This window comes from Halomonas sp. E19, assembly GCF_052439355.1.
Taxonomy (GTDB): domain Bacteria; phylum Pseudomonadota; class Gammaproteobacteria; order Pseudomonadales; family Halomonadaceae; genus Halomonas.
Genome location: NZ_JBNFWU010000001.1, coordinates 1,648,873 through 1,661,466, shown reverse-complemented (window position 1 = coordinate 1,661,466; position 12,594 = coordinate 1,648,873). Strand labels below are relative to the sequence as shown.

Genomic DNA, 12,594 nt, shown 5'->3' with positions numbered 1-12,594 from the left:
TGTAATGGTTGAAAACGAACATAGACCAATCGAAAACGAACATCAAGAGGGCGTGCGAAGATTGCCGGCGGGCAAGATGCCGGTGGCGTACAGCGAGAGCGGGCGTTAGGCGATATGCAGTGCCACGTCATTGGCCTGCATAAGGTGCAGGATACTCTCCGGGGGCTGGCGGTCGGTGAACAGGGCGTCGAGCTGGGCGATGTTGCCCTGACGTACCACTGGGTTGCGATGGAACTTCGAGTGGTCGGCGATGAGGAAGACCTTGCGCGAGTTGCGGATGAGCGCCTGGGCGACCCGGGCTTCCTGATAGTCGAACTCCAGTAGTGAGCCGTCCTCGTCGATGCCGCTGATGCCGATAATGCCGAAATCGACCTTGAACTGGTTGATGAAGTCGATGGTCGCCTCGCCGATGATGCCGCCATCGCGCGAGCGCACCTGGCCGCCGGCTACGATCACGTTGAAATCCTCCTTGTGCTGGAGAATGGCCGCCACGTTGAGGTTGTTGGTGATGACCTCGAGCCCCTCGTGCTCGAGCAGCGCCTCGGCCACGACTTCGTTGCTGGTGCCGATGTTGATGAACAGCGAGGCGTGATCGGGAATATGCCTGGCCACCAGTGCCGCGATGCGCTGCTTGGCCTCCAGGTTTAGGCTCTTGCGCGTGCTATAGGCGGTGTTCACCGTGCTCGACTCGAGGCCTGCACCGCCATGCACCCGGCGGATCAGGCCTTCTTCGGCCAGGGCATTCAGATCGCGGCGAATGGTTTGCGGCGTCACCGAAAAATGCTCGGTCAGCTGTTCGATGCTGGCGTATCCCTGGCGCTTCACCAGGTCGACGATGGCCGCTTGGCGCTGTTGCTGGTTCATCTCGGCTCCCTTGGGCTCTTGCCATGGGCGGGTCTGGCCGCGGGCGGGCCCGTCGGCACGGCGGACGCTGGTGCGCCGGGTATTCGAGGAGGCTGGCGCGTTGCGAACCTACTACAGTACCCTAAATGATCAAAAACGAACATGACGGGACGGGGCGTGCCATGGCCGACTATCTGCTTGCCATCGATCAGGGAACCACCAGTTCGCGAGCGATCCTGTTCGATCGCCAGGGGCGCGTGGCAGGCGTCGCGCAGCAGGAGTTCGCCCAACAGTACCCTCGCGACGGCTGGGTCGAGCACGATCCCGAGGCGATCTGGGACACGGTGCTCGATACTTGTCGCCAGGTGATTCGCGATACCGGGGTGGCGGTCGACGCCATCGCCGGGATTGGCATGACCAACCAGCGCGAGACGACGCTGCTGTGGGATCGTCAGACCGCGGAGCCGGTCTATCCGGCTATCGTGTGGCAGGACAGGCGCACGGCCGAGGCATGCTCAAGGCTGCAGGCGCAAGGTCACGAAGCCCTGGTGCAGGCAAGCACGGGGCTGCTGATCGATCCCTACTTCTCGGCAACCAAGCTGGCCTGGCTACTGGACAACGTGGAAGGAGCGCGAGAGCGGGCCGAGCGCGGCGAGCTGGCGTTCGGCACCGTCGACACCTTCTTGCTGTGGCGGCTGACCGGAGGCGAGGTGCATGCCACTGATGCTACCAATGCATCGCGCACGCTGCTGTTCAATATTCATACACAGCGGTGGGACGAAAGGCTGCTCGCCCTGTTCGACATTCCTGCCGCGCTGCTGCCCGAGGTGCGCGACTCGAGCGACGACTTCGGCATGACCGAGGCCAAGTGGCTGGGCGGGGCGCTGCCGATCGCCGGCGTGGCGGGAGACCAGCAGGCCGCGCTGGTGGGTCAGGCGTGCTTCCAGCCGGGTATGGCCAAGAGCACCTATGGCACCGGCTGCTTCATGGTGGTGAACACGGGCGACACGGCGGCCATGTCGCGCAACCGGCTGTTGACCACGGTGGCATACCGGTTGCGCGGCAAGCCCACCTACGCCATGGAGGGCAGCATCTTCGTCGCCGGTGCCGCCGTGCAGTGGCTGCGCGATGGCCTCAAGCTGTTCGCCGATGCGGCCGAGACCGAGGCGCTGGCCAGCCAGACCCGTGCGGGTCACAGCGTCTATCTGGTGCCGGCCTTCACGGGGCTGGGGCTCCGCACTGGGATCCCAAGGCGCGCGGCGCGATTTTCGGTTTGACTCGCGATACCGGCATCGCGGAGATCGTCGCCGCCGGGTTGCAGGCGGTGTGCTACCAGACCCGTGACTTGCAGCGCTGCATGAGCGATGACATGGGCGTCGAGCCCGGCACGTTGAGGGTCGATGGTGGCATGGCGGCCAACGCCTGGTTGGTGCAGTTCCTGGCCGATATGCTGGGCGTGCGCGTCGATCGGCCCCGTGTGCTCGAGACAACGGCGCTGGGAGCGGCTTATCTCGCTGGGCTGCGGCTGGGCTGGTATCGCGACCTCGACGAAATCGCCGAACTGTGGCACTGCGAGTCGAGCTTCGAACCCCAGATGCCCGACGCCGAGCGAGAACGACTTTATCAGGGTTGGCTGGAAGCGGTGGAGCGGGTCAAAAGCGCGCCGTGAGGCTTGCAAATGTCAGCGATATCGGTAAGATATGCATCCGTTGCCACGCGGTATTGGCAGCAAGGCAGCGTCTGACTTAGGTTGTCTGATACAGGACCATAGCTCAGTTGGTTAGAGCGCCACGTTGACATCGTGGAGGTCGGCGGTTCAAATCCGCCTGGTCCTACCAGTCATTCGATTTGCCAGCAGGACCATAGCTCAGTTGGTTAGAGCGCCACGTTGACATCGTGGAGGTCGGCGGTTCAAATCCGCCTGGTCCTACCAGATTCCGAAACGCCCCGTGACCTTGCGTCACGGGGCGTTTTGCCATGCGCGGGTCAATGAACGGCTTTAACGGCGGGCAACGGGCCGCCGCTCGAAGGCGCCGGCCCGCTGTCTACCGCTCGCGGGGTGCTTATTCCCAGCCGGGTACGGCGCCGCCGTCGAAGAGTTCATAGGCCCGCTGGGCCACTTCTTCGCTCTGGTAGGCGGAGACCAGCTGGCGAATCTCCTCGCGCTCCTCGTCGCCGGCACGTACGGCGATCAGGTTGACGTAGGGCGATTCGGCGCCTTCGCGGATCAATGCATCGTCCAGTCTCCAGGCCGGCCGGCTGGGCGAAGGTGTTGTTGATGAAGGCCAGGTCGACGTCAGGCAGCACGCGCGGCAGCTGGGCGGCCTCGATCTCACGGAAGCGGAAATTCTGCGGGTTCTCGACCACGTTGACCGGCGTCGCTTCGAGGTTTTCCGGGTCATCGAGCGTGATCAGCCCGGCGTTGTGCATCAGGATCATGGCACGACCGCCGTTGGTGGGATCGTTGGGCAGCGCGATGAGGGCGCGCTCCGGCAACGCTTCGATGGCCTCGTGACGCGTCGAGTAGGCGCCGATCGGATAGACGAAGGTGTACCCCGCCACGGCCAGGTTGTAGCCGCGGTCTTCGATCATGCTGCGCAGGTAGGGCTCGTGCTGGAAGGCGTTGGCGTCGAGGCTGCCGTCGGCCAGCGCCGCGTTCGGCGAGACATAGTCGGTAAACTCGATGACTTGCACGGTCAGGTCGTAGCGGTCCCGGGCGATCTGCACGGCTACTTCCATGACCTCGGATTCCGGCCCCGACATGGTGCCGACCTTGATCGTACGAGTTTCCGCGGCGCTGTCGTCGTTGCCGCAGCCGGCCAGCATGACGGCGCTGGCCAGAGCGGCGATGCCGAACAGGCGGTTGAGGGTCACTTGCATGTCACTCTCCTTGGTTGTGTCGCCAGGGTGGCGGTGTCACAGCGATGACGATAATGGGCTGGGTCGATGCGTTACTTGCGGTCGCTCTTGCGTACCAGGGCGTCGCCCAGACTCTGGAAGCCCTGCACCATGATCACCAGAATGGCGACGGTGATCAGCATGATGGTGGGGTTGAAGCGGTTGTAGCCGTAGCGAATGCCCAGATCTCCCAGCCCGCCGCCGCCCACCGCGCCGGCCATGGCCGAATAACTGACCAGCGTAACTACGGTGATGGTCAGCCCGGTGATGATGCCGCCCCGCGCTTCCGGCAGCAGCACCTTGCGGATGATCTGGTAGGGGGTGGCGCCCATCGACTGGGCGGCTTCGACCAGGCCAGGGGAATTTCGTTGAGCGCACCTTCGACCAGCCTCGCGACGAACGGAATGGCGGCAATGGTCAGCGGCACGATGGCGGCATTGGTGCCGATCGAAGTGCCCACGATCATGCGCGTGAAGGGGATGATCGCCACCATCAGAATGATGAAAGGGATCGAGCGGCCAATGTTGGTCACCATGCCCAGCACCTGGTTGAGCACCGGGCGGGCCAGGATCTGGCGCGGGCGGGTGACGTAGAGCAGCACGCCCAGCGGCACGCCGAGCAGCGCCGAGATCACGCCGGACACGGCGACCATGTAGAGCGTATCCAGGGTCGCCTGGAGGATCAGGTCAATCATCGCGCTGGACATGGCCGAGCACCTCCACATGCAGGTCGTGTTCTTCGAGATAGTCGATGGCGCGGCGGGTCTGCTCGGGGGGCCGAGCAACTCGGCGATCATCAGCCCCAGCGTGCGCTCCTGAATCGACTCCACCTTGGCCTGAAGAATGCTGACGTCGACCCCGCATTCGCGCGCCAGGCGCGAGATCAGCGGCGTCGAGACGGTATCGCCGGAGAACGCCAGCCGCACCACGGGGTGGGTGTGGTCGCCGGGTGCCTCCTCGAGCCGCTCGACCAGCGCCTTGGGCGGCTCGAGCTGTAGGAAGTCGTTGAGAAACTCGCGTCCCAGCCGGGTTTTCGGTGCGGTGAAGAAATCGCCAACCTCGGCCTCTTCGACTAGTTCGCCTGCGGAGATCAGGCTCACCCGGTGGCAGATCGACTTCACCACTTCCATTTCGTGGGTGATGAGCAGGATGGTGAGGCCGAGCTGCTGGTTGATCTCGCGCAGCAGGGCCAGAATGGAGCCGGTGGTCTGGGGATCGAGGGCCGAGGTGGCTTCGTCGCACAGCAGCACGCGGGGCTCGCTGGCCAGGGCGCGGGCGATGGCGACGCGCTGCTTCTGGCCGCCGGAGAGCTGTGCCGGGTACTGGCGAACCTTGTCTGCCAGGCCGGTGAGCGCCAGCAGCGGCATCACGCGCTCGCGGATGGCGGCTCGCGTCATGCCCATCAGCTCGAGCGGCAGCGCCACGTTGTCGTAGACGTTGCGCGTGGTGAGCAGGTTGAAGTGCTGGAAAATCATGCCGATGCGGTGGCGTGCACGATTGAGCTCAGCGGAGGAGAGCGAGGTCATCTCCTGGCCGTCTACCACGACGCTGCCTGTGGTCGGTCGTTCGAGCAGGTTGACGCAGCGGATCAGCGTGGACTTGCCGGCACCGGACAGGCCTATTACCCCGTGGATGCTGCCCTTGGGTACATGGAGGTCGACGTTTTTCAAGGCCTCGACCGTGCGCGTGGCGGCGGGTCGGGATGCGCCGAGGCGAAGGCCTCGCTTGGCGCTGCTGAGCGTATAGCTCTTGGAAACGTTGCGTAGCGTGATCATCTGGCTTCCACTGTAGGCATGCCGTGCGGGCGGCAGTGGGAGCGCCGAAACAAAAAGGCCACCCTGGCGGGTGGCCATCAACGCTGGACACACCCTTTTAGCTGCACTTCACGTCGAACCTCGGCAAGCCGATGCAGCAACGTGGGCGCCCGCAATCCGGGTACAAATCGGCGCCTGAAAATGTGGCGAGCATCTTACGACCAATGGCGAATGTTGTCAATTTATCTGGTTCATGTTTGCAGTAGGCGGGTTTGAGGCAGAAAGAAATCCTTTTTCTGAAAGTAAGTGCAGGTTTTTATTCTTTAATGGCGGGTGGCGTCTTGCCGCGGCAGATAGACGTTCGGGCCGCAACTTCTTTACACTTCGCCTTTCGTCCATCGCCTAGCCGGGCAGCTGAGGAGTCAGCCATGTTTACGGGCATCGTTCAGGGTACGGCGGTCATCGTCGCCATCGAGGAAGCCGAAGCGTTCCGAACCCATATCGTGGAACTGCCTGAGGCGCTGCGCGAAGGCTTGGCCCTCGGCGCCTCAGTGGCCCACAACGGCGTGTGTCTCACCGTGACCCGTATTGAAGGGGAGCAAGTGAGCTTCGATCTGATGCGCGAAACGCTGCGCGTGACCAATCTTGGTGCAGTGCAGGTGGGCGACCGGGTCAATATCGAGCGCGCGGCACGTTTCGGTGATGAAATTGGCGGCCATGCGATGTCCGGGCATGTCATGGCCATGGCCGAGCTGGTGGAGCTGGATGAGGCGCCCAACAACCGCCGGCTGTGGTTCGAGGTACCGCATGCGCTGGGCCGTTTCCTGTTCGACAAGGGCTATGTCGGGGTCGATGGCATCAGCCTGACGATCGGGCAGGCGCGGCGAGCGAATGCAGAGCATGGCCCGCGCTTCTGCGTCGACCTGATCCCCGAGACGCTGGCGCGGACCACCCTGGTCGACCGCATTCCCGGCGACCGCGTGAATATCGAAATCGACCCCCAGACCCAAGCCATCGTGGAAACGGTGGAGCGGGTGCTCGAGGCGCGAGGAGCCTGAGCAGGGCGGGTAAAACATCCGTTTCGTCAAGTCTGCGTTGGCTGCCGTTGTGGCGCCTGGCGCAGACTTTGCTTATACAGAGCGAACCGTGTCGCCGCCTTGCGTGGCGATGGGTGCCGGGCTCGCATCGCGAGCCGCCATTGAGTACCATGTGCGGCTTTTCTCGCCCCCTGGTCTCCAGTCCAGCCCTTGTGCGCAGGAACGCAAAACATGAAGAACATGCTCGAAAGACGCTTCAAGCTGACGGAACACAATACAAGCGTGAAGACCGAGGTTATTGCGGGAATCACCACCTTCCTGACCATGGCCTACATTATCTTCGTCAACCCCAGCATCCTCTCCCAGGCGGGTATGGACTACGGGGCGGTGTTCGTCGCTACCTGCCTTGCCGCGGCGGTGGGCTGTCTGATCATGGGGCTGTGGGCCAACTATCCGATTGCCCAGGCGCCCGGCATGGGGCTCAACGCTTTCTTCACCTACGGTGTGGTGCTCGGCATGGGCTACACCTGGGAAGCCGCGCTGGGCGCGGTATTCTTCTCCGGCTTCTGCTTCTTCCTGCTCAGCGTGTTCAAGGTGCGTGAGTGGATCATCCACTCCATTCCGCTCTCCCTGCGCCTGGGCATCGCCGCCGGTATCGGCCTGTTCCTGGCCATGATCGCGCTGAAGAACGCCGGCATCGTGGTGTCCAACCCCGCCACCTACGTGGCCTTGGGCGATCTGTCCGAACCGGCTGCCATCTACGCGCTGCTGGGCTTCTTCGCCATTACCGCCATGGCCTACCTGAAGATCACCGGGGCCGTGATGATCGGTATCCTTGGCGTTACGGTGCTGGCCATGGTGCTGGGCCACAACGCCTACGGCGGTCTGATGTCGATGCCCCCTTCCATTGCGCCGACCTTCATGGCCATGGACCTGATGGGCGCGCTCGACGTCGCCATGCTCAGCGTCATCTTCGCCTTCCTGTTCGTCGACCTGTTCGACACGTCGGGCACCCTGGTCGGCGTGGCCCACAAGGGGGCCTGCTCGACAAGGACGGCAAGCTACCGCGCCTGAATCGCGCCATGATGGCCGACAGCGGCGCATCAATGGCTGGCGCTGCCCTGGGCACCTCGACCACCACCAGCTACATCGAATCCACCGCTGGCATCGCTGCCGGTGGGCGTACCGGCCTGACCGCGGTTGTCGTGGCCGGGCTGTTCCTGATCAGCCTGTTCTTCGCGCCGCTGGCCGGTTCCATCCCGGCCTATGCCACCGCCGGTGCGCTGCTCTACGTGGCGGTGCTGATGGCCGGCAGCCTGGCCCATGCCAATTGGGACGACCCCACCGACGCCGCGCCGGTACTGATCGCGGCACTGGCCATGCCGCTGACCTTCTCGATCGCCGAGGGCATTGCGCTGGGCTTCATCAGCTACGCTGCGATCAAGGCACTTTCCGGGCGTTTCCGCGATCTCAACCCGGCGGTGGTCGTGCTGGCGATACTGTTCGCCCTGAAGTTCCTCTTTCTGGACTGATCCATTTTCTCACCGAGACCCGCGATGAGCATTTACGGCGACTACATCAAGTCTGTCATCCGTACCGTCCCCGACTGGCCGCAGCCGGGGGTGAACTTCCGCGACATCACGCCCTTGCTGCAGAACAGCTCGGCCTTTCGCAAGCTGATCGACAGCTTCGTGCACCGCTACCAGGAGATGGAGCTGGATGCCATCGCCGCCATCGATGCCCGCGGGTTCATCATCGGTGCCCCGGTGGCCTACGAGCTGGGCTGCAGCTTCGTGCCGGTGCGCAAGAAGGGCAAGCTGCCGTTTCGCACCATCAGCGAGACCTACACGCTGGAATACGGCAAGTCGGAGGTGGAGCTGCATTCCGACGCCTTCCGTCAGGGTGACCGTATCCTGATCATGGACGACCTGATCGCCACCGGCGGCACCATGCTGGCGGCCGCCAAGCTCATCACCCGCTCCGGCGGGCAGGTGGTGGAAACCGCCACCATTATCGACCTGCCCGAAATCGGCGGGTCGAACAGGATTCGCGAGGCCGGCTTCGGCGTCTTTGCAGTTTGTTCCTTCAATGAAGACGAGTGATACCACCATGAGCACCCCCGCTACCATCAGCACTTCACCGTCTCCTGGGATCAGCTGCATCGCGATGTGCGCGAGCTCTGCCATCGCCTGATCGAGCGCGACTTCAAGGGTATCGTGGCGATCACCCGGGGCGGGCTGATTCCCGCCGCGCTGATTGCCCGCGAACTCAATGTGCGCCTGATCGATACCGTATGCATCAAGAGCTACGACCACATGGACCAGGGCGGGCTGGATGTGATGAAGGGCGTGGAGCACGACGGTGACGGCTGGCTGCTGGTCGACGACCTGGTCGATACCGGCAAGACGGCGCGCAAGGTGCGCGAGATGCTGCCCAAGGCGCATTTCGTCACCGTCTATGCCAAGCCGGAAGGGCGCCCGTTGGTCGATCAATATCTCACTGAAGTGGCGCAGGACTGCTGGATCCAGTTCCCGTGGGATATGGGGATCGCCTACGTTGAGCCGCTGGCGGACCAGCTCAAGCGCTAGCAAGGGCAGGAGGAGCATGAACGGACCGCTACCCGATAGCTGGCGACGCTGGCTGGGGGATCAGTTCGACGCCCCCTACATGCAGTCGCTGCGTGACTTCCTGGCTGCCGAAAAGGCGGCCAGGAAGGTCATCTACCCGCACTCGTCGAACTGGTTTCGCGCCTTCGAGCTGACCCCGCTGGAGCAGGTCAAGGTGGTGATCCTTGGCCAGGATCCCTACCACGGCCCGAACCAGGCCCACGGGCTCAGCTTCTCGGTGCGCCCGGGTGTGGCGATACCGCCTTCGCTGGCCAATATCTACAAGGAGCTGGTCGCCGATGTGGGCTTCAGGCCGGTGGCGCATGGCTGCCTTGAACACTGGGCGCGCCAGGGGTGCTGCTGCTCAACACCTCGCTGACGGTCGAGCAGGGCAGGGCGGGTGCGCACCGTGGCCAGGGTTGGGAGCCTTTCACCGATCGCGCGATCGCCACCGTCAGCGAGCACGCCGAGCCCAGCGTCTTCCTGCTGTGGGGCAGCCATGCGCGCCAGAAAAAGCGTTGATCGATGCCTCGCGACACCTGGTGCTAGAGTCGCCGCATCCCTCGCCGCTCTCCGCGCACCGGGGGTTTTTCGGTAACCACCATTTCTCGCGGGCCAATGCCTTTCTCGAGCAGAACGGGCGTACGCCCATCGACTGGCAGCTGCCTGAAACCGCTGACTGAACGAAGGTAACCGGGTCGCAAGCCCGCCTTAACCTCTTGCGTCGATGAGGGTAGAATGGCGCGCGATTCGTCCATGCGACCAAGGTCGTTATGTCCATCCGCCGCGAAGAGGGTCTCCCCATGAGCGTCCACGCCATTCGACATCCACTGGTCCAGCACAAGCTCGGCCTGATGCGTGAAGCCGGCATCAGTACCAAGAGCTTTCGCGAGCTGGCCGGTGAGCTGGCCAAGCTGCTCACCTACGAAGCGACCCAGGACCTCGAGCTGGAAGAGCAGGAGATTCCCGGCTGGAGCGGCAAGCCGATTCCGGTGAAGCTGCTCAAGGGCAAGAAGGTGACCATCGTGCCGATCCTGCGCGCCGGGCTCGGCATGCTCGACGGCGTGACCGACCTGATTCCCAGCGCACGCATCAGCGTGGTGGGGCTTTATCGCGACGAGGAGACGCTGGAGCCGGTCCCCTATTTCGCCAAGTTCGCGAATGACCTGGACGAGCGCATGGCCATCGTCATCGACCCGATGCTGGCGACCGGTGGCTCCATGGTTGCCACCCTGGACATGCTGCGCGAGCGCGGCTGCCAGCAGATGAAGGTGATCGTGCTGGTGGCTGCCCCCGAAGGTATCCGGCGGGTGCAGGAGGCCTATCCCGACATCGAGATCTATACCGCTTCGGTGGACGATCACCTCGACGAAAATGGCTACATCGTGCCCGGCCTCGGTGATGCCGGCGACAAGATCTTCGGCACTCGATAGATCGGAGCCATACGGAGAAGACGCCCCTGAGATTGCCATCCAGGGGCGTTTTTCTGGCAGGACGCCTTCGCTTCAACCGACAAGACCTTCGCTTCACTACACGAGACAAGAAGGAAACCACCCATGAACGAACGCGTGGCGGCTGCGCAGGCGCCTTCCGAATCCCCAATGCGAGTGATCCTGACCGGGGCGCAAATGCTCTTTGTGGCCTTCGGTGCCCTGGTGCTGGTGCCGCTGCTGACCGGGCTCGACCCCAGCGTGGCACTGTTCACCGCCGGCGTCGGCACGCTGGTCTTCCACGGCGTGACCAAGGTCACGGTGCCCGTCTTCCTGGCCTCTTCCTTTGCCTTCATTGCGCCGATCCAGGGCTCGGTGGTGAATTTCGGGGTGCCCGCCACCATGGGCGGGCTGATGGCGGCGGGGCTGGTCTATGTGGCGATCTCTCAAGCGGTGCGGCTCAAGGGCACGGCCTGGCTGCACCGCCTGCTGCCGCCGGTGGTGGTGGGGCCGGTGATCATGGTGATCGGCTTGGCGCTGGCGCCGGTGGCGGTGAGCATGGCCACGGGTGAAACCAGTGACAACATCAGCTACGGGCCGGCCATCCTGCTGTCGATGGCCAGCCTGCTGGTGACCCTGGTGCTGGCGGTGTTCGGCCGGGGGCTGCTGCGGCTGATACCGATCATGGGCGGTATCGTCACCGGCTATGTGATGGCGCTGATAATGGGTTTGGTCGACTTCACGCCCGTGCGTGAGGCGGCCTGGCTGGCGCTGCCGAGCTTCACCGCCCCCAGCTTCCACTGGGCGGCAATCCTGTTCATGATCCCAGTGGCCATTGCGCCCGCGGTGGAGCATATCGGCGACATGGTGGCGATCGGCTCGGTCACACGCAAGAACTACCTGGAAAAGCCCGGTCTGCACCGCACCCTGCTGGGCGACGGCCTGGCCACCACCACCGCCGCGCTGTTCGGCGGCCCGCCCAACACCACCTATTCGGAAGTCACCGGCGCCGTGACCCTGACCCGGGCGTTCAACCCGAAGATCATGGTGGTGGCGGCCTGTATCGCCATCCTGCTGGCCTTCGTCGCCAAGCTCGGGGCGTTGTTGCAGACCATTCCCGGCCCGGTCATGGGTGGCATCATGACGCTGCTGTTCGGCTCCATCGCCGTGGTGGGGATGAACACCCTGGTGCGCGCCGGCCATTCGTTGACCGCGCCGCGCAACCTGGTGGTGGTCTCGCTGATCCTGGTGTTCGGCATCGGCGGCATGCAGTTCGGCGGCGGCCAGTTCACCCTGCAAGGGGTCAGCCTGGCCGCCCTGGTGGGCATCGTGCTCAACTGGGTCCTGCCCGGCGCCGAAGAGGAGTGAAGCGCTTCGCCCTTTAGGCGTGATGCAGCTCCTGCCGCCTTCGGAGAAGGTCGGTGGGGAGTTGGCGCTGACGATCACGCACTCCTCCTCGCCGAGATTGCGGAAGCGGTGGGGCAGGCGCGAATCGAAGTAGTAGGCGTCGCCTGCCCGCAGAATCCGTGCTTCGCCCGCCACGGTGAGTTCAATCTCGCCAGCGATCACCACCCCACCTTCCTCGCCCTCGTGCTCGAGCATGTCTTCGCCGGTATCGGCTCCCGACGGGTAGCGTTCGTGAATGATCGACATGCTGCGCCCGGGGCGGCGTGCCGCGACAAGCCGCCAGGAGAGATGTCCATCGCCGATCTCGGTGAGCTCGTCGGCACTGTAGAAGGCGCGGGGTACGGCCGGCTCGTCGCCGGCGAAGAAGGCGCTGATCGATACCGGAAGGGCATCGAGGATTTTCTTCAGCGAGCTCACCGAGGGGCTGACGCTATTCTGTTCGATCAGCGAAATGGTGCTGTTGGTGACGCCGGCACGCTTGGCCAGCTCACGTTGAGAGAGCTTGCGGGCCTTGCGCAGTTCGCGCAGCCGGGCTCCCACGTCAAATCCTGCCATTGGGTCGAATCCGTCGGGTCGTTCAATTTGTTTGACACATCATACCCGCTGAACCGGCCCGGGAT

5 protein-coding genes, 2 tRNA genes and 8 pseudogenes are annotated in these 12,594 nt (G+C 63.9%); 10 read left to right on the top strand and 5 right to left on the bottom strand.

The window, feature by feature from the left end:
* Positions 1-105: 105 nt before the first annotated feature.
* On the bottom strand, positions 106-864 hold the full coding sequence (locus ACUDAL_RS08820; RefSeq protein WP_444677875.1) for a DeoR/GlpR family transcriptional regulator: 759 nt from the start codon (positions 862-864) through the stop codon (positions 106-108).
* 161 nt (positions 865-1,025) lie between these two features.
* On the opposite strand from ACUDAL_RS08820, the pseudogene glpK reads away from it, so the two are divergent.
* The 3 genes and pseudogenes from glpK to ACUDAL_RS08805 all read left to right on the top strand — a co-directional run bounded on the left by glpK (position 1,026) and on the right by ACUDAL_RS08805 (position 2,776).
* Positions 1,026-2,512: pseudogene (glpK, locus tag ACUDAL_RS08815) on the top strand (glycerol kinase GlpK).
* Positions 2,513-2,604: 92 nt separating this feature from the next.
* Positions 2,605-2,681, top strand: a tRNA-Val gene (locus ACUDAL_RS08810).
* Between the two features lie 18 nt (positions 2,682-2,699).
* Positions 2,700-2,776, top strand: a tRNA-Val gene (locus ACUDAL_RS08805).
* A 130-nt stretch (positions 2,777-2,906) separates the two neighbouring features.
* Here the strand turns inward: ACUDAL_RS08805 and ACUDAL_RS08800 are convergent.
* The 3 pseudogenes from ACUDAL_RS08800 to ACUDAL_RS08790 all read right to left on the bottom strand — a co-directional run bounded on the left by ACUDAL_RS08800 (position 2,907) and on the right by ACUDAL_RS08790 (position 5,515).
* Positions 2,907-3,723, bottom strand: a pseudogene (locus tag ACUDAL_RS08800) (MetQ/NlpA family ABC transporter substrate-binding protein).
* A 71-nt stretch (positions 3,724-3,794) separates the two neighbouring features.
* Positions 3,795-4,447, bottom strand: a pseudogene (locus tag ACUDAL_RS08795) (methionine ABC transporter permease).
* A pseudogene (locus ACUDAL_RS08790) lies at positions 4,428-5,515 on the bottom strand (methionine ABC transporter ATP-binding protein). Before ACUDAL_RS08790 ends, ACUDAL_RS08795 begins: the two co-directional pseudogenes overlap by 20 nt.
* A 407-nt stretch (positions 5,516-5,922) precedes the next feature.
* Between ACUDAL_RS08790 and ACUDAL_RS08785 the strand changes: the two are divergent.
* The 7 genes and pseudogenes from ACUDAL_RS08785 (at position 5,923) to ACUDAL_RS08755 (ending at position 11,935) form a co-directional block, all read left to right on the top strand.
* Positions 5,923-6,552: a riboflavin synthase subunit alpha gene (locus ACUDAL_RS08785; RefSeq protein ID WP_444677874.1), complete on the top strand. Its 630-nt coding sequence runs from the start codon at positions 5,923-5,925 to the stop codon at positions 6,550-6,552.
* A 219-nt stretch (positions 6,553-6,771) separates the two neighbouring features.
* A pseudogene (locus tag ACUDAL_RS08780) lies at positions 6,772-8,063 on the top strand (NCS2 family permease).
* A 24-nt stretch (positions 8,064-8,087) separates the two neighbouring features.
* Entirely contained in the window at positions 8,088-8,633 is a 546-nt protein-coding gene (locus tag ACUDAL_RS08775) for an adenine phosphoribosyltransferase (protein WP_444677873.1), read from the top strand.
* An 18-nt stretch (positions 8,634-8,651) separates the two neighbouring features.
* Positions 8,652-9,119 (top strand): annotated as a pseudogene (gene gpt, locus ACUDAL_RS08770) (xanthine phosphoribosyltransferase); the annotation flags it as partial.
* 16 nt (positions 9,120-9,135) lie between these two features.
* Positions 9,136-9,820: pseudogene (ung, locus tag ACUDAL_RS08765) on the top strand (uracil-DNA glycosylase).
* A gap of 120 nt (positions 9,821-9,940) precedes the next feature.
* A complete protein-coding gene (gene upp / locus ACUDAL_RS08760; RefSeq protein WP_444677872.1) occupies positions 9,941-10,570 on the top strand; it encodes a uracil phosphoribosyltransferase in 630 nt (209 codons plus the stop codon).
* 123 nt (positions 10,571-10,693) lie between these two features.
* Positions 10,694-11,935, top strand: a complete 1,242-nt coding sequence (locus ACUDAL_RS08755; protein ID WP_444677871.1) for a uracil-xanthine permease family protein — start codon at positions 10,694-10,696, stop codon at positions 11,933-11,935.
* Between the two features lie 126 nt (positions 11,936-12,061).
* Here the strand turns inward: ACUDAL_RS08755 and ACUDAL_RS08750 are convergent.
* A pseudogene (locus tag ACUDAL_RS08750) lies at positions 12,062-12,529 on the bottom strand (helix-turn-helix domain-containing protein); the annotation flags it as partial.
* Between the last annotated feature and the right edge of the window lie 65 nt (positions 12,530-12,594).

Excerpts from the sequence above, each read along its gene's own strand:
- ACUDAL_RS08820 (WP_444677875.1), bottom strand. The coding sequence starts at position 864 with ATGAACCAGCAACAGCGCCAAGCGGCCATCGTCGACCTGGTGAAGCGC.
- ACUDAL_RS08775 (WP_444677873.1), top strand. The coding sequence starts at position 8,088 with ATGAGCATTTACGGCGACTACATCAAGTCTGTCATCCGTACCGTCCCC.
- ACUDAL_RS08785 (WP_444677874.1), top strand. The coding sequence starts at position 5,923 with ATGTTTACGGGCATCGTTCAGGGTACGGCGGTCATCGTCGCCATCGAG.
- upp (WP_444677872.1), top strand. The coding sequence starts at position 9,941 with ATGAGCGTCCACGCCATTCGACATCCACTGGTCCAGCACAAGCTCGGC.
- ACUDAL_RS08755 (WP_444677871.1), top strand. The coding sequence starts at position 10,694 with ATGAACGAACGCGTGGCGGCTGCGCAGGCGCCTTCCGAATCCCCAATG.